16 protein-coding genes and 1 other annotated feature are annotated in these 17,517 nt (G+C 43.5%); of the genes, 12 read left to right on the top strand and 4 right to left on the bottom strand.

Going from position 1 to position 17,517, the window contains the following annotated elements; all coding sequences use genetic code 11:
- Positions 1-23 precede the first annotated feature (23 nt).
- Together K5R16_RS17310 and K5R16_RS17305 are read right to left on the bottom strand one after the other, a co-directional pair.
- Positions 24-1,298, bottom strand: coding sequence for an HlyC/CorC family transporter (locus tag K5R16_RS17310; protein ID WP_220738977.1), 1,275 nt, complete (start codon positions 1,296-1,298; stop codon positions 24-26).
- 120 nt (positions 1,299-1,418) lie between these two features.
- Positions 1,419-2,207, bottom strand: a complete 789-nt coding sequence (locus K5R16_RS17305) for an inner membrane protein YpjD (RefSeq protein WP_220738975.1) — start codon at positions 2,205-2,207, stop codon at positions 1,419-1,421.
- Between the two features lie 394 nt (positions 2,208-2,601).
- Here K5R16_RS17305 and ffh point away from each other — a divergent pair, with 394 nt between their 5' ends.
- From ffh to K5R16_RS17250, 11 genes are all read left to right on the top strand, one after another.
- On the top strand, positions 2,602-3,975 hold the full coding sequence (ffh, locus tag K5R16_RS17300; RefSeq protein ID WP_220738973.1) for a signal recognition particle protein: 1,374 nt from the start codon (positions 2,602-2,604) through the stop codon (positions 3,973-3,975).
- A gap of 218 nt (positions 3,976-4,193) precedes the next feature.
- Positions 4,194-4,445, top strand: coding sequence for a 30S ribosomal protein S16 (gene rpsP, locus K5R16_RS17295; protein ID WP_044556030.1), 252 nt, complete (start codon positions 4,194-4,196; stop codon positions 4,443-4,445).
- A gap of 20 nt (positions 4,446-4,465) precedes the next feature.
- Complete coding sequence (rimM, locus tag K5R16_RS17290) at positions 4,466-4,996, top strand: ribosome maturation factor RimM (protein WP_220738971.1); 531 nt, start codon at positions 4,466-4,468, stop codon at positions 4,994-4,996.
- A gap of 15 nt (positions 4,997-5,011) precedes the next feature.
- Complete coding sequence (gene trmD / locus K5R16_RS17285) at positions 5,012-5,758, top strand: tRNA (guanosine(37)-N1)-methyltransferase TrmD (RefSeq protein WP_220738970.1); 747 nt, start codon at positions 5,012-5,014, stop codon at positions 5,756-5,758.
- A 36-nt stretch (positions 5,759-5,794) separates the two neighbouring features.
- Entirely contained in the window at positions 5,795-6,148 is a 354-nt protein-coding gene (gene rplS, locus K5R16_RS17280; protein WP_220738968.1) for a 50S ribosomal protein L19, read from the top strand.
- A gap of 348 nt (positions 6,149-6,496) precedes the next feature.
- Positions 6,497-7,588 (top strand): 3-deoxy-7-phosphoheptulonate synthase, encoded by a 1,092-nt coding sequence (locus K5R16_RS17275; protein ID WP_220738967.1) that lies wholly within the window; start codon positions 6,497-6,499, stop codon positions 7,586-7,588.
- 14 nt (positions 7,589-7,602) lie between these two features.
- Positions 7,603-8,742 (top strand): bifunctional chorismate mutase/prephenate dehydrogenase, encoded by a 1,140-nt coding sequence (gene tyrA / locus K5R16_RS17270; protein WP_220738965.1) that lies wholly within the window; start codon positions 7,603-7,605, stop codon positions 8,740-8,742.
- Positions 8,743-9,166: 424 nt separating this feature from the next.
- Complete coding sequence (gene hcp / locus K5R16_RS17265; RefSeq protein ID WP_220738964.1) at positions 9,167-10,831, top strand: hydroxylamine reductase; 1,665 nt, start codon at positions 9,167-9,169, stop codon at positions 10,829-10,831.
- Between the two features lie 89 nt (positions 10,832-10,920).
- A complete protein-coding gene (locus K5R16_RS17260) occupies positions 10,921-12,018 on the top strand; it encodes a hybrid-cluster NAD(P)-dependent oxidoreductase (RefSeq protein ID WP_220738962.1) in 1,098 nt (365 codons plus the stop codon).
- 137 nt (positions 12,019-12,155) lie between these two features.
- Entirely contained in the window at positions 12,156-12,494 is a 339-nt protein-coding gene (locus K5R16_RS17255) for a hypothetical protein (protein WP_220738959.1), read from the top strand.
- Positions 12,495-12,533: 39 nt separating this feature from the next.
- On the top strand, positions 12,534-13,814 hold the full coding sequence (locus tag K5R16_RS17250) for a sodium:proton antiporter (protein WP_220738957.1): 1,281 nt from the start codon (positions 12,534-12,536) through the stop codon (positions 13,812-13,814).
- A 54-nt stretch (positions 13,815-13,868) separates the two neighbouring features.
- Here K5R16_RS17250 and pheA read toward each other — a convergent pair whose 3' ends face one another.
- Positions 13,869-15,845 carry a prephenate dehydratase gene (pheA, locus tag K5R16_RS17245; protein ID WP_220738955.1) on the bottom strand — a complete coding sequence of 659 codons (1,977 nt, stop codon included), beginning with the start codon at positions 15,843-15,845 and terminating at the stop codon, positions 13,869-13,871.
- A 33-nt stretch (positions 15,846-15,878) separates the two neighbouring features.
- Positions 15,879-15,997 (bottom strand) — a sequence feature (Phe leader region).
- 119 nt (positions 15,998-16,116) lie between these two features.
- Entirely contained in the window at positions 16,117-16,479 is a 363-nt protein-coding gene (gene hpf, locus K5R16_RS17240) for a ribosome hibernation-promoting factor, HPF/YfiA family (protein WP_220738953.1), read from the bottom strand.
- A gap of 309 nt (positions 16,480-16,788) precedes the next feature.
- Here hpf and K5R16_RS17235 point away from each other — a divergent pair, with 309 nt between their 5' ends.
- Positions 16,789-17,466, top strand: a complete 678-nt coding sequence (locus tag K5R16_RS17235) for a cytochrome b/b6 domain-containing protein (protein WP_220738951.1) — start codon at positions 16,789-16,791, stop codon at positions 17,464-17,466.
- The last annotated feature ends 51 nt before the right edge of the window (positions 17,467-17,517 follow it).

Here is a 17,517-nt window from a genome sequence, read left to right as displayed (position 1 = left end):
ACCAATTGGTTAGCGTTTTTTATTTAAGCTCTAGGTTGCGCATAGTGTTGAGGCAATACTCGTACCGTTTTCACCATGTTATCGCCTAGCTCTATGACCTCAATGGGGTAGCCTGCAATTCGCATACTGGTTTTGACCGTTGGGATCTCTTCAAGATGTTCCAATATTAAGCCGTTAAGGGTCTTAGGGCCATCAATTGGAAACTGCCAGTCCATCTCTTTATTAAGCTCTCGAATGTTGATGCTTGCTTCAATCAGGAAGCTACCATCTTGTTGTTCGTTAATATCTTCGCTTGGAGTTGTGATCATCGAGGTCGTATAATCGCCGACAATCTCTTCGAGAATATCTTCAAGGGTGACTAAGCCCTGAATATCGCCGTACTCATCAACCACTAGACCAATGCGTTCTTTATTTTGCTGGAAGTTACTCAACTGCACATTCAGTGGCGTGCCTTCAGGGATGAAGTAAAGCTCCTTTACTGCACGTAGAAGCGAAGACTTACTAAATTGTCCTTTAGATTGCAGACGCAGTGCATCGCGCAGGTGAACAAAACCAACTGCGTCATCAACAGTATCGCGGTATAGCAGCACCCGAGTGTGAGGACTTTGAATCACCTGTTTATTAATACTCTTAAACTCGTCATTGATATTAATGGCGTAAAGTTCAGAGCGAGGCACCATCACATCTTCAACAGTGACCTTTTCCAAATCCATAATTGACAGCAGCATCTCTTGGTGACGTCTCGGTATCAATGCTCCTGCTTCGTGTACTACGGTGCGCAACTCTTCTTGGCTTAGTGCATCTGAGGTTTTTGTCGAGCGGATACCAACCATTCGCAGCACAGCAGAAGTAATAAGATTGACCGCTTTTACAAATGGAAGCAGTACTATCAGCAGTAAACGTAAAATGTGGCTAGACGGAAATGCGATACGCTCCGGGTGCAGCGCGGCAAAGGTTTTAGGCGTCACTTCGGCGAAAACCAATACTACCATGGTCAATACACCGGTAGAGATCGCAATCCCCACGTCACCAAATAAGCGCAGGCCGATAATGGTGGCTATGGAGGAGGCGAGGATATTGACCAAGTTGTTACCGATCAGGATAAGTCCAATCAATCTATCAGGACGCTCAAGTAGTTTTGTCGCGCGAATAGCGCCTTTATGGCCGCTTGATGCCAAATGACGTAAACGGTATCTATTTAGGCTCATCATGGCTGTTTCAGACCCTGAGAAATAGGCTGAAAGTAGAATCAAGACGAACAGAACAGATAATAGTACGCCAGTGGATATTTCGTCCAAAAGTTGGAGCTCCGCTGTGGATTAATTAAAACCGTAAAAAATTAGTAATTACAGATATTTCGAAAACATGTCAAGTTTGGCTCAATACTGAATCAATTGAGCCAACTGACGAGAGTGGGATTAGCCGAGGATTAACTCTTTAACAATACGGGCACCGAAGTAGGCAAGTGATAGTAAAACTCCGCCAGTCAAGGTGTATGCAACGGCTGTTCTAATCTTACAACCGACCCAATATTGCTGCGCTAGCATACCTATATACACACACCATGCAAGGATAGACAAAATCGCTTTGTGGCCTTTACCCTCTTCGAACATGTCATCAAGGAATATGAAGCCCGTAGCCAGTGCTAAACTTAATAGGATGACACCGACAATCACTAAGTGATAAAGCTGCTTCTCAACCGTCATTAATGGCGGCATTGCTGACGTCATAATCAGCTTTTTGTTTTTTAGTCGATGTTGAATGATGGCTAATTGGATAGCATAAAGCGCTGCAATCATTAAGGCACTGTATGCCATTAGTGACAATACAACATGTACTAATACGTCTGGGTGGATCTCAAAGTGAGTGATGTATTCTGGTGGAACAAGCCATAAAAGGGCGACGGAGATCACCGAGCAGGCATAAACCACAGGTACCACGACGATAACCTTGAGACGAAACAGCAATATGGTAAAGCTGAAGGTGATAATCCAGTTCACCAAAGAGATGACATTGGTCAGGCTAAAGTTTTGCCCATCACCAGTAAATACCGCTTGTGAAAGGGCGGCTGCATGCAACACAACACCTATAGCTGCAACGCCTGCAACTAATTTCCTGTTTGGTCCATCTGCGTGAAAAAGGCGAGTCGCGACGAGAACCAAAGCAATACTGTAAAAAAACATGGCTGAAGCTGAAAAAATAACCATTGAGTATTAACCTATTGTTGTGAGCTAATTGTTGTATTAGCTTGTTGGCCCTAACCAAAAGTCAAAGCAGACTAAACGCTATCTATATTAACTTGATTCAATCATAAGTTAAATTACTGAATCACAAATCGTAACCCACTAAGTTTCTATTCTAAAGTTCTAGGATTTGAATCACAGAAACTCAGGGGTTAGATTAACATGAGCTTGGGTTATTTGGGCAGTGACATTGGTTGCAAAAATAGGCTGAATCTATGTCTTAGGTCAGTTTTTTCATAAAATGTCGTCGATAGGGCTGCTGTAAGGCAAGTTACTTGGCTCATTGAGTAGCATAATATCTGGGCATCGCTATAATACTGCCCATCAATATCAATTTAAAACGGTAAAGAACTGGATAATGTTTGAGAACTTAACTGACAGATTGTCACGTACGCTGAAGAATATCAGTGGCCGTGGTCGCTTAACGGAAGAAAACGTTAAGGAAACTTTGCGCGAAGTTCGTATGGCCCTGCTTGAGGCTGATGTCGCTTTACCGGTTGTGCGCGAATTTGTTAATAGCGTAAAAGAGCGTGCTGTCGGACAAGAGGTTTCTAAAAGCCTAAGTCCAGGACAAGCGTTTATTAAGATTGTCCAGAGTGAGCTAGAAAATGCGATGGGCGAAGCCAACGAGGCTTTGGATCTATCAGCTCAACCTCCGGCAGTGATTATGATGGCCGGCCTGCAAGGTGCGGGTAAAACCACCAGTGTCGCTAAACTGTCCAAGTTTTTGCGAGAGCGAGAAAAGAAATCGGTATTGGTTGTCAGTGCTGACGTATATCGTCCTGCCGCAATCAAGCAGCTAGAAACTTTAGCTGAAGAAGTTGAAGTAGAATTCTTCCCATCTGATGTCAGCCAAAAGCCGGTTGATATTGCAAAAGCTGCGATTGCACATGCCAAGCTTAAATTCATTGATGTAGTGATTGTCGATACGGCAGGTCGCTTACACGTTGATGAAGCGATGATGGATGAAATTAAAGACCTTCACGCGACAGTAAACCCTGTTGAGACACTGTTCGTGGTTGATGCCATGACAGGTCAAGATGCTGCTAACACTGCTAAAGCCTTTAATGAAGCGCTGCCACTAACGGGTGTTGTACTGACGAAAGTGGATGGTGATGCTCGCGGTGGTGCAGCATTATCGATTCGTAATATTACGGGTAAGCCGATTAAGTTCTTGGGTGTAGGTGAGAAAACCGATGCGCTTGAAGCTTTCCACCCAGACCGTATTGCTTCACGTATTCTTGGTATGGGCGATGTATTATCGCTTATTGAAGAAGTCGAGCGCGGCGTTGACCAAGAAAAGGCGATGAAACTTGCCTCTAAGGTCAAAAAGGGCGGTAGTTTCGACTTAGAAGATTTCCGAGAGCAGCTGCAGCAGATGAAGAACATGGGCGGCATGATGAACATGATTGAGAAGCTGCCTGGTGTTGGTCAATTGCCACCTGAAGCACTTGCTCAAGTTCAAGACGGTAAGATGACCGGACAAATGGAAGCCATTATCAACTCAATGACTCCCGGTGAGCGTCAACGCCCAGACATTATTAAGGGATCACGTAAGCGTCGTATTGCTACGGGGTCAGGTACACAAATTCAAGATGTAAACCGTTTGCTTAAACAGTTTACTCAAATGCAGAAGATGATGAAGAAAATGTCATCTAAAGGCGGCATGAAAAAGATGATGCGTGGTATGAGTGGTATGTTACCACCTGGTATGAAAATGCCGGGCCGCTAGTCTATTATTAATCGTCCTGTACAAAATTTTACAGGCTAGGATGAGTTTTCATTCTAGCCTGTAAATCGTTTTTGGCGTAATAAACGTCGATTACGGTTGCATTCGCCGGTCAGTCAGGTAAAATCTGCCGGCTTTCTATCTGGGGCTCTCCGCGAACACGGAGTTTCAGTTTTTATTTTTGCTTGATAAAAAGCAAATCATTAGAGGATACAAAACGCATGGTTACCATTCGTTTAGCTCGTGGCGGCGCAAAAAAGCGTCCATTTTATAACATCGTTGTTGCTGACAGCCGTAACGCCCGTGACGGTCGTTTCATCGAGCGCGTTGGCTTTTTTAACCCATTAGCTCGTGGCCAAGAAGAAGCATTACGCTTAGATCTTGACCGTGTTGAGCACTGGGTTTCTAACGGTGCTGCTACATCTGACCGTGTAGCAAAATTGATCAAAGACGCTCGTAAAGCAGCTGCTTAATAGCGTTAAGGTATAGATTGATGAGCAGTAAACAAGAACCCGTCGTACTTGGGAAATTAGGTTCAAGTCACGGCATTAAAGGTTGGTTGAAGATCACTACCTATACCGATTCTGTTGAAGGTATTTTTGATTATTCTCCTTGGTTGTTAAAAGAGCAAGGCGAATGGCGTGAGGTTAAAGTCCTCCAGTGGCGCATGCAAGGTAAAGCGGTAGTCGCTTGTCTTGAAGGCGTAGAAACACGGGATCAGGCTCAGGCACTTACAAATTGTGAGATTGCCGTTACCCCTGAACAGATGGAAGTTTTACCAGAAGATGAATTCTACTGGCGAGATCTTATCGGATGTGAAGTGGTGAATACCAAAGGCTATAACATGGGTAAAGTTCAGGAGATCGTGGAAACAGGATCAAATGATGTACTCCTTGTTAAAGCTAACGCAAAAGATGGCTTTGGCAAAGTGGAACGAATGATCCCCTTTGTTACCGAACAGTTCATCCAAAAGGTGGATTTGACGGCAAAACAGATTTTAGTGGATTGGGATCCGGACTTTTAAGTCGAGGTAGAGCAGATGTGGTTAGGGGTAGTAACCCTGTTTCCGGAGATGTTTCGTGCCGTAACAGACTTTGGTGTAACGGGTCGTGCAGTTAGTAAAGGATTACTAGAGATGCAAACGTGGAATCCTCGTGATTTCACCCATGATAAACATAAGACAGTGGATGACCGCCCATACGGTGGTGGCCCTGGCATGTTAATGATGGTGCAACCTCTACGTGATGCCATCCATGCAGCGAAAGCTGCAGCTGGAAAAGAGGCAAAGGTGATCTACCTTTCTCCTCAAGGCCGTAAGCTGACACAGCAAGGCGTTGAAGAGTTAGCAAAATCATCCAGTTTGGTTTTAGTGTGTGGTCGATACGAAGGTGTTGATGAACGGATTATTCAAACTGAAGTGGACGAAGAGTGGTCAATTGGAGATTACGTGCTTTCGGGCGGTGAACTTCCAGCGATGACTTTGATTGATTCAGTATCGAGACTTGTTCCTGGCGTGCTAGGAAAAAAGGCTTCGGCAGAGCAGGATTCCTTCTCTGACGGTTTACTGGATTGCCCCCACTATACGCGTCCTGAAAGTATGGATGGGCTGGATGTTCCAGCCGTGTTACTAAGTGGCAACCACGAACATATTAGACGCTGGCGTTTGCAACAAAGTCTCGGAAGAACTTTGTTAAGACGACCAGAATTACTTGAAAATCTAGCTCTGACTGGCGAACAAGAGAAGCTTCTAGCTGAATTTGTAGACGACATCAAACATGATGTTTAGTCGAAGCGCAGTTATTACTAGTATGGAGTTTATTTAATGAATAACATCATCAAAATGCTCAACGAAGAGCAAATGAAAACCGACGTACCTGAATTTGGTGCCGGTGATACACTAGTTGTTAAAGTACGTGTTGTAGAAGGCGGTAAAGAGCGTCTACAGGCGTTCGAAGGCGTTGTAATCGCTAAGCGTAATCGCGGCGTTCACTCTGCATTCACAGTACGTAAAATCTCTAATGGTGAAGGTGTTGAGCGTGCGTTCCAGACTCACAGCCCAATCATCTCTAGCATCGAAGTTAAGCGTCGCGGCCGTGTTCGTCGTGCTAAGCTTTACTACCTACGTGAGCGTTCAGGTAAGTCTGCACGTATCCGTGAGAAGCTTTCAACTAAGTAATTACTTTTAGTAATAATTAGTTTGGCTAAAAAAAGATGCAGTGTTCGCACGAGAAACCGCCTATATGGCGGTTTTTTGTTGGCCGCGATTTATGAACCTTCGTTTTTCCTATTCTAAATACTCATATGCAATGCATTGGTTCAGAGACTCAGATCTCATCGAAGCGCTAAACCAACACCAATAATTTTCACTATTTAAATTTGCAGCTTGATCTTAGGCTTGCTCGCTGGCATAGTGCTCTTAAGGTGTAATGGTGTAGCAGTACGGCGTTACGATTAATTAGTTTAGCTAACGGTTAACTCTGCAAATTGGTTTGCAACAGTAGAAGACTTAAATCAGGTGATGAGCATGCAGCAAGATACAATTAACAACGTACATATTAGTTCAGAGAAAGTGTTGGTGACTCCAGAGGAGCTAAAGCGTGCTTTGCCATTATCTGCTCATGCTAGTCAATATGTGATTAATGCGCGTAAAACCGTATCCGACATCGTCCACAAACGAGATAATCGAGTGTTGGTGATCTCTGGACCTTGTTCAATCCATGATATTGATGCCGCTAAAGAGTACGCGCTTAAACTTAAAAAACTGCATGATGAGTTGGGTGACCAGTTCTACGTGCTGATGCGAGTGTACTTTGAGAAGCCACGCACCACTGTAGGTTGGAAGGGGATGATCAACGATCCAGATATGGATGAGTCATTTGATGTTGATAAAGGCTTACGTAAAGCTCGTGAATTAATGATTTGGCTTGCTGAACTTGAGCTACCAGTTGCTACTGAAGCACTTGACCCTATTAGCCCACAGTACATGTCTGAATTGATCACGTGGTCGGCAATTGGCGCTCGTACGACAGAGTCACAAACTCATCGCGAGATGGCATCGGGTCTATCGATGCCGGTTGGCTTTAAAAATGGTACAGATGGCAAACTAGGGGTAGCAATAAACGCTTTAGAATCAGCTGCTAGCAGCCACCGCTTTATGGGGATTAACCAAAAAGGACAAGTTGCACTGCTGCAAACCGCTGGCAATCCAGACGGGCATGTGATTTTACGTGGCGGTAAAGCGCCAAATTACGACGCAGCGAGTGTCGCTGAGTGTGAGCAGCAGTTACATGCAGCCAATTTGAATGCACGCTTGATTGTTGATTGTAGTCACGGTAACTCTTCAAAAGATCACAATAAGCAGACGCCAGTATGTGAAGATGTATTCAATCAAATTCTTAACGGCAACCAGTCGATTATTGGTGTGATGCTTGAAAGCCACCTTAATGCGGGCAAGCAGAGTAGTGATTTACCGGTTAGTGAACTCGCTTATGGCGTGTCTGTTACCGATGCATGTATCGATTGGCAGACAACCGATACATTATTGCGCAGTGGAGCAGCAGACTTAGCTTCAGTATTACCAACAAGGTTTGATATGCTGAAAGTAGCAAACGGCTGATGGAAGAGAGAGTAATGAACGAGAAGACCACTGCAGAGCTTGAAAACCTAAGGGGCTTGATTGATGGCGTTGACCAGCAATTACTGCACTTACTCAGAAAACGTTTAGATTTAGTGGCGCAAGTAGGCGCTGTTAAGCACGGTGCAGGGCTTCCTATTTATGCGCCACAGCGCGAAGCGAAGATGTTAGCTAAAAGGCGCGCAGAAGCAAAAGCGATGGACGTTGCGCCGCAGCTCATTGAAGATATTTTACGTCGTTTAATGCGCGAGTCTTACCTTAATGAAAAGGATGTTGGCTTCAAGCAAGTTAAAGCTGATTTAGGACACGTGGTCATTGTGGGTGGTGAAGGTAAGCTTGGCGGGCTATTTTCGCAGATGCTTACTTTATCTGGATATGAAGTTAAGTCGTTAGATAAAGATGATTGGCTCAATAGCCAGACTATTTTTGACGGCGCTGGTCTGGTTATTGTTACCGTGCCTATCAATATTACCTGTGAATTGATTGCCACTAAGCTGACGCAACTGCCAAGCAACTGTATTCTTGCGGACTTAACCTCGATTAAGAGTGCGCCGGTTGAAGCTATGTTAGCGGCGCATAGTGGACCCGTTTTGGGGTTACACCCTATGTTTGGTCCTGATGTGGGTAGCCTTGCAAAGCAGGTTGTTGTGGTTTGTCATGGTCGCGGTGAATCTGAATACCAATGGCTTATCGAGCAGATAAAAATTTGGGGTGCACGCATTGTTGAGGCAGAGCCCGAAAAACATGATAAAGCGATGCAGCTGGTGCAAGCGATGCGCCATTTCTCTTCATTTGTTTATGGGCTTAACCTTTATAAAGAGGAAGCTGATATTGAGTCGCTGTTGCAGTTTAGCTCACCTATTTATCGTTTAGAATTGGCGATGGTAGGGCGCTTGTTTGCCCAGAGCCCAGAGCTATATGCTGACATCATCTTTGCTCAAGAGGAGAGTCTAGTTGCTATCAGTGATTACCTTGATAATTACTCGCAGGCATTACAGATCTTAAAATCCGGTAATCGAGAGGCTTTTGTTAAGCAGTTCGAAGAGGTTGCACAGTGGTTTGGTGATTTTGCACCGCAGTTCCAACGTGAAAGCCGCGCAATGCTGCAATCTGTGAATGACATGAAAACTGGTTAGTCAGGTTTTAGTTTTTAGTGAGAGATAAAAGGAGCTGCGGCTCCTTTTTTGTTTCGATGTTAAAACAGTCAATTATTGCCGATAACAAATCATTCTTATACTCACCATCTAAATGCGCTTTGATAACTTAGACGTTGAAACAAACTCGCTCGGGAGTAAATAGTGTCAAAATATGATGCTGATACCAACTTCTATTCGCGCTAAAGCTAGTGGGAATGAGAGGCGTTATCAGACCCGTTCTTATCTATATCAGTTAACAAGTCAATATCGGTCAATTTGTATAATTTAGCCGTCACTTAAAGTGATCTCTTTCATAGTTTTAGTCTTTGTCTATAAAAAGTGCTTTTGCAATTTTTCAATCGGCGTACACTTCTCTCAAAAGATGCAAATTAAATGCATGTATCGCGTATTAGGAGTAAGTGTAGTGTTTTGTATTCAATGTGAGCAAACAATTAGAACGCCTGCGGGCAATGGCTGTAGTTACACTCAAGGCATGTGTGGTAAGTCGTCTGATACATCAGACCTACAAGATCTTCTTATTTACATTCTTCAAGGTGTATCAGCATACGCTGTACGTGCACGTGAAGTCGGTGTTATTGATCACGAGATTGACACTTTTGTGCCAAAGGCATTCTTTGCGACGCTAACCAACGTTAACTTCGATGATGACCGTATTATTGAATACACAGCGCAAGCAAATACTTTCCGTAGCCGTTTACAAACAGCTTATGAAGCAAAATGTGCTGAGCTTAATGTTGAAGCAAAAGCACCAACAGCGACAATGCAACTAGTATTGGGTACAACTAAGCCAGAGATGCTAACACAAGCTCTTCAAGCTGCACCTAACCGTGGTAAAGATGAAGTTCATGAAGACATCATGGGTTTACGTTTACTTTGCTTATATGGCCTTAAGGGCGCAGCAGCTTACATGGAGCATGCTCGCGTTCTTGATCAAACTAACGATGAAGTTGCTGGTGAATTCCATGAAATCATGGCTTTCCTTGGTGAAGATTCTGTTGATGGTGACAAGCTGTTTGAAACCGCAATGCAAATCGGTCAGCTAAACTACCGTGTCATGGCGATGCTTGATGAAGGCGAGACTCACGCATTTGGTCACCCAGAACCAACTCAAGTGAACACCAAATCTGTAAAAGGTAAAGCGATTTTAGTGTCTGGTCACGACATGAAAGATCTAGAGCTTATCTTGCAACAAACTGAAGGCAAAGGCATCAACGTATTCACTCACGGTGAAATGTTACCAGCACTTGCTTACCCAGAATTGAAAAAATACCCGCACCTTGTAGGTAACTACGGTAGTGCATGGCAGAACCAACAGAAAGAGTTCGCCACATTCCCTGGTGCTGTGGTAATGACTTCTAACTGTATTATCGACCCTAATGTGGGCGATTATTCAGACCGAATCTTCACTCGTAGTATTGTTGGCTGGCCTGGTGTTAGTCACATCATCGGTGATGATTTCAGTGCTGTTATCGCTAAAGCTGAGGCTTTAGAAGGTTTTGCTTATGATGAGATCCCCCATCTAATCACTATAGGCTTCGCTCGTAACGCACTTATGGCAGCGGCACCAACCGTGATTGATAATGTGAAAAGCGGTGCTATTAAGCATTTCTTCTTGGTTGGTGGTTGTGACGGTGATAAAGAGGAGCGTGGCTACTTCACTGATATAGCCACTCAAGCACCTGATGATTCGCTAATCCTGACTTTAGGTTGTGGTAAGTACAAGTTCAACAAACTTGAGTTTGGTGATATCAACGGTATCCCACGTTTACTGGACATTGGTCAGTGTAACGATGCTTACTCAGCAATTCAGCTTGCTATTGCTCTTTCAGAAGCATTTGAATGTGACATCAATGAGCTTCCTTTGACCTTGGTGTTGTCTTGGTTTGAGCAAAAAGCGATTGTGGTATTGCTTACGTTATTGTCTCTTGGAGTGAAGAACATTCTTACTGGCCCAACGGCGCCTGCGTTCCTAACTGCAAACTTAGCTAACGTATTAGAAGAGAAGTTTGGGCTGCGCACTACAACCACTGTAGAAGCGGATCTTAATCGCATTCTAAACGTGGCGTAACTGCCCGTTTAGTCGGTGATGAGTTAGTAAAAATGGCCACTCGTATGTGGCCATTTTTATATCAGTAATATTGACTAGGTTAAAGTGATATGACTAATAGTAAGAATATGCAAACGAATGCGCCTTTTACCGCTGAAAAATGGCAGACCGGCGAACATCAATTGATTTGTGTGGAAAAATGGCATGAAACTCATGATGTTATCAGTTTTCGTTTCCAAGGTGTCAAACCGGTAAAGTTTCACTTCAAACCGGGGCAGTTTCTTACATTATTACTAGAGATAAATGGTGAGAAAATCGGCCGCAGTTACACCATTAGCTCATCACCATCTCGTCCATTTTCTATCGTATTGACCGTCAAGCAGATCGAAGGTGGCAAAGTTTCTAACTATCTTGCTAACAGTCTTGAGGTTGGTCATGTAGTACGAGCGTTAGGGCCAGATGGTGCATTTAACCTGATCGATATCGAAGCTGAAAAGTATCTATTTTTGAGCGCTGGTTGCGGGATCACGCCGATGTACTCGATGTCTAGATGGTTAGCTGATACGCAAATTAGTCCTGATATCTCTTTTTTACATAGTGCGAAGTCAACTGAAGATCTGATTTTTAAGCAATCGCTTGAGCAGATGGCTGATCGCAGTGACCAATTTAAGCTTAACTATCTGTTAGAGGCTCTAGATAATGGGCCATGTGCTTATGTCGATGCTGAAGCCGGACGATTATCAGCAGACAATTTGCAGCGCCTTGTTGCGGATTTTCAGAGTCGCACTGTATTTGTGTGTGGACCAGAGCCTTATATGGTGGCAGTCAAAGCACTACTTGAATCATTAAACTTTAATATGGCGCAGTTTAATCAAGAAAGCTTTGGCTCGTTTAAAGGCGATCTTGGTGAGCTTGCAGCGGCAAAAGAGGTTACTGCTAGTGATGAAGTGAGCGGTTTTATGCTGCAAATTGGTGATAGAACCCGGGCTCTTTCTAGTGAACAAACTGTGCTTGATGGTGTTGAGGCCGAAGGCCTGCCTATTATTGCTGCATGCCGTTCAGGCGTCTGCGGAGCATGCAAATGTAAGGTTGTAGAGGGTGAAACTGAATCAACTAGCCAAATGTCATTGACTGCAGATGAGATAGCACAAGGCTACGTATTAGCTTGTTCAACTAAGTTGAAATCTAACGTCACGCTAGAACTTTAAGCCATGCTCTGTAAAGAATGTTAAGTAATTCCAAATAAATCAGTAGTGAAAGTTGCGAAACTCACAATGAGAAAGTAAGGTTAAAGACAGGCCGTGATGTAATATATGCCTGTCTTTTCTTTTTGGTGGAGTGGAATATGGTATCAACAACACATACTGAAGCTTTACCTATAGAAGACAAAAGTCTGGCTCATATGCTCTATGGATTAATGGCCTGCTTCCCAATTTTGTTACTTCCCGCCGTATTAAGTTTATTTATTAACTTAAACCAACGTTCAAATACACTAAGCTCTATGCTTGCATCCCACCTTAGGTGGCAACGATGGTCTATTCTCAGTATGTTGCTGGTTATGGCTGTCGGCTACTTAAGTAATCAGCCTTGGCTTAGCGCAACGCTCTATGTTGCTGCTTCAGTTTGGTTTAGTGGCCGTATATTTAAAGGCTGGTTGAGCCTCATTGAAGGCCGTTGTATATAACTCCATCTATCTCTTGGCCTTAACTAATGAGTACTGCCCGTGACCAGTTATGAAATCCTCTGTCTGCTATCTGCGCTTTCTTTAGTTATTTCACTAATATCTTCCCGCTTACACCGATGGCAAGAAACCATTACCATTACTGCATTAGCTTTATTGTTGAGCTTACTCATCTTAACCGCAGGAAAGATCTTTGGGGTATCAGTTTATTCAAGTTTAGTGACAGACCTTGAACAGCTTGACTTTAAAGCTTTGTTGCTTAACGGAATGTTGGGTTTTTTGCTGTTCGCTGGGGCACTGCAAATAAAACTGCAGGTACTTAAAAAGCAACGCTGGGAGATATTCATTCTAGCCTTTGTGGGTACGCTTATCTCGACGGCTGTTATTGGCGGTGTACTTTACTGGGTTTCTAGCTTTTTAGGCTTACCACTTCAACTTAGCTACTGCTTATTGTTTGGGGCACTTATATCTCCAACCGATCCGATAGCGGTGCTGGCTATCATCAAGCAACTTGGTGCGCCTGAAGATATTGCTACTCAAGTTGAAGGCGAGTCATTGTTTAATGATGGTATAGGGTTAGTGATTTTTGTTGCAATCTCACAGGTCGCATTTTCCACTGAGCCATTGACGGTCACGGGTATTGCAGGTCTATTTTTACAAGAAGCGGTCGGTGGCGTCTTTTATGGTGCTATTCTCGCCGCTGGCTTACATTTTATGCTGGGCTTCTCTGAAGATAAAACCCAGTATCTGTTGATGACTCTATTGCTGCCCACTGCTGGTTATGTGGTGGCAGATATGATTGATGTTTCAGGGCCTTTAGCCATGGTGACCGCTGGAATTATCGCTGGTAATTTAAGTATTCCTAAACTGCTAAAAAAGAACGAGTGCGTAACGCTAGAGAGTTTTTGGGGGCTGATTGAATCATTCTTTAACTCACTGCTGTTCTTGCTACTAGGCCTACTGTTACTGCTTATTGATTTCGATGCTGAACTTTGGTGGTTTATGTTGCTATCAGTTCCGATTGTGCTGCTAGGCCGTTCAGTGAGTGTTTACTTGCCATATTTAGCTTTTCGCCGAGTAAAACACTACAACTCTTTTGCTGAAAAAATTCTTGTTTGGGGTGGGCTGAGAGGTGGCTTAGCTTTAGCTATGGCGATGAGTTTACCTACAGGCGTGATGTTGGCAGCAGGGGGGAATATTGATTTGAGGGAGCTGTTGATGGTGATGACCTACGCTGTGGTAGTGTTTTCCATCTTGGTTCAAGGTACAACGATTCCTCGTCTCATTGATAAGAGCAATGCCGAAGATAAAGGCACGATGTAACACATAATAACGGCCGTGAGCGTAAGTGCTCACGGCCGTTATTATTAACGATTTTTAGCGGTATAGATTGTTGAGTAGATCGTTAAGTAGCTTTTGTTGCTCCTCGCTATTACCTGCCTGTTCAACGCTGGCGATATTGACGACTATGCCATCGCCGCCAAGCTGCTTAATCGCTGTGCTAAATCCTGCTAGCTGCTCAGTTTCTACCGCGTAGCTAGGGTTGACGAGTACAGGCAGGTGGCTCGCCGTTTTAAGCTGTACCAACGCCGCTAAATCTAATGACGGCTTTCCTGAATTATTCAGCGTACTTACCCCTGACTCACATAGCGCCAATTGCTGATTACCTTGACTCAGTATCACTTCAGCAGCATCTAACAAGTCATCGACGCTCGCCATGATATTGCGCTCTATTATGACTGGCAGTAACAGTGAGCCTAACTGAGTGAGTATTGCTTGGTTATACATTTGAGTGCCAGATAATATAATCGCATCAGCTATCTGAGCGGTTACAGCTAAATCTGTTTCATGCTCAACCATTAAAATACACACGAGTCCAAACTGATCTAAGGTCTTCTTAAATTGAGAGAGTGATACAAGCAGTTCACTTTGTTGGTTCAAACCTTGAATCACTACCGCTTGGAATCCAGCTTCTTTTAATGCTTTTGCACGTTGCTCGAATTCAGTCGTTTCAAAAGGCAAATGCAATTGAGCAATGGCAGCCAAATGATTGTTACCTATGTTGAGTTGGCCGCAAACAATCTCTGTTGCTTGGTTTTTATAGTTTTTGCTATAGCGTTTCTCTTTGGTTGATGCAGTGCTCGGTACAGTACTTACTTTTGATGTACTAGGCTCAATCATCAATTGGCTATTGGTCAGCTGTGTAGGGTTAACCGTTTCACATGGGTAACACCCCAATACTTTGATAAAGCGCGTCGTTCTTTCTAATTCCTTTAATGCAGCCTGCATCGGCTCACTCGAGAGGTTAGCGTCAATGTCCAAATAGAACATCTCTTCCCATGGGGTACCGGGAATTGGGCGTGACTCGAGTTTACTCATATTTAGATTTCTAGCCTTTAGCACGAGTAAGGCTTCGACCAAGGCTCCGGGCTTTTGTCCTGTTGCCATAATGAGGGTGCACTTGGCAGGTAACTGTTCAGGAACATCAACGGCTTTACGAGCGACAACTATAAAGCGACTTTGATTAATTTTTTGATTGGCTAAGCCACTTTCGATAGCCTCAAGTTGATATAAAGCGCCGCCCTCACTGCTGCCGATAGCTGCTACGCTATTGTCTTGTGCATTACAGACCATATCCATTGCTTCAGCACTACTAGAGCAATACTCTAGCTTGAAGTCACCATGTTGACTTAGATAACGACTGCACTGACTAATAGGTTGTGGGTGAGCATAAACGGTCTTTACATCATTGATGTTGGTTCCGTTTTTCGCTAGCAGGCAATGCCCAACTTCAATGGTGGTTTCGCCGACAATGGCTAAACTTGTGTGCTGCAGTACATCGTATACTTCGTTGATTGAACCTGAAGAGGTGTTTTCAATAGGAAGAAAGCCATAATCTGCATGGCCTGATTCAACCGCTTGCACTATCTCATCAAAACTCTGGCAGCCTAAATCTTGCATTTCAACTTGGCGTCTGTCGCAGTAGCGACTTGCCGCTAAATAGGAGTATGAGCCTCTAGCACCGAGATAAGCGACACAATACTGTTGCTGTTGAGTTTGTGGGTTCGCGCGGCCATGTAAGTAGGCTTGCTGGTTTAGTACTGAATCTTCAATAATGCTTTGATAAAGCGAGATAACATAATGCGCATCTAATCCTTGTTCGCGGCCTTGTTTAACGAGGCGAGCTAGCAGTTCTTTTTCGCGGATCGTATCGCGTATAGGTCTAACATCCACTTCTTTACTACGAGCAACATCTAAACTTAACTCTCGGCGTTTAGCCAATAGAGCTAAAAGATCATTGTCGAGAGTGGTTATCTGCTCTCGAGTGTGGTTTAAAGGTTGTGGTTTGCTCATTAGTGCCTCTACATCTTGTTTAGCGCGCTTAGAATTAAAAAAGCCTCCCGTGTGGGAGGCTTTGGAATTTTCACTTTCGTTTTTACACCGAAATTCCGCCTCCGAGGGTGGGGGGCATAAAAAAGAAAGTAAAAAACGCAGTTTGGATTTTGTTCATGGATTTAAACTAAAGCGGAGTCGGTTTACTGTCAATCAAAACTTGGGCTATTTGAAAATTTTGTATGAAAAAGCGCACCAGGAGTGCGCTTTTGGACAAAAGTTAATAATGAAATCAAGCTGCGTATTCCTCCTCTATGTTGTCGTCAAAGCCGTCATCAATGGCATCATCTTCTCTTTTAAGTGTTGCATGACGTTGGCTTTCTGGTTTGTGTGTTAGGCGATTTAGCTGTTTCTCCAGCTTTTGTCCCATTGCATTGATTGCTGCATATAGGTCTTCATGTTTCGCCTGGGCAAATAACTTGGCACTTGGAATGCCGACAGAAGCTTCAATCTTAAAACCTTGTTTCTCCTGTAGTATGATTACGTGTGGATTAATAAGCTGCACATCGTGTCGTGCTAATTTGGCTAATCTTGCTTCAATACGTTCGCGGATAGATTCAGTAACTTCGAAGTGCTTGCTAGTAATCTTTATCATATGTCGAACCTTTTGTTGTTTCCTTGAATTCAGACTAACAATCTCACTAACGAAAGTCGTGATCTAAATCACGTTTTGCACTGTCTTTTAAATCGTTCGCTTTTTATTTGATCACTTAGACAAATATAGTCAATAACTGGCAAAATTTCCTTGAAAAGCCTGAGGAACAGGTTCATATTTGAATGGATAAGAACTCGCTCAATTAGCTTTTTTTCAAAAATTCTCTGCATAAATAACCCCATAGCTCTTACCCTCAGCTCAATATATAATGCTCACAAAAGACCAATTAATTTGTGAGAACGAACATTCATGGCGCAAAACACTGTCAAAGTTAAAGTATGGGACATTCCAACAAGACTCTTTCACTGGGGGATGTTGTGTTTGCTTGGTGGTTTATGGTGGACAGCTGAGTCTGGAGAGATGGAGTGGCACCAACTACTGGCTTACAGTTTAATGATTTTGCTTGCCATGCGATTGCTTTGGGGCTTTATAGGCAGTGATACAGCACGGTTTAGCCATTTCGTTCGTTCTCCTAAAACGGTATTTAACTATCTTAAGCAAACCAAGCAGCATGGGATTTCTGCGAGTGTTGGGCATAATCCGATTGGTGGTTATATGGTTGTGGCTTTGATCTCGCTTGTTAGCTTGCAGCTAATGAGTGGACTATTCGCAACTGATGAGATTTTTACCGAGGGACCACTATATAGCAGTGTGAGTAACGAAACTGCTGTTTGGTTAACTTGGCTGCACAAAAAGAACTTTGACCTGATTTTGATATTAGCTGCCATCCATATTTTGGCTGTCGGTGTGCATATGGTTAAAGGTGACAAAATTATAATGGCGATGTTTAGTGGCTATAAACGCCTGCCAGAAGTTCAAGCGCCGTCTTTAGCATTTGCATCCGTATTAAAAGCAATTGCTATCGTGCTGGTGGTAGGGGCGTTGGTATTGAACTACTTGATGTTACCGGTTATCGATATGTTGTAGGTGATTTTTTATAGTAAACAGTGAAATGATAGAGCCAGCCTAGTTTAGGCT

The organism is Shewanella sp. c952 (genome assembly GCF_019654975.1).
Lineage (GTDB): Bacteria > Pseudomonadota > Gammaproteobacteria > Enterobacterales > Shewanellaceae > Shewanella.
The sequence above is the reverse complement of the archived record's forward strand: the minus strand, read 5'-3'. Positions and strand labels throughout refer to the sequence as shown.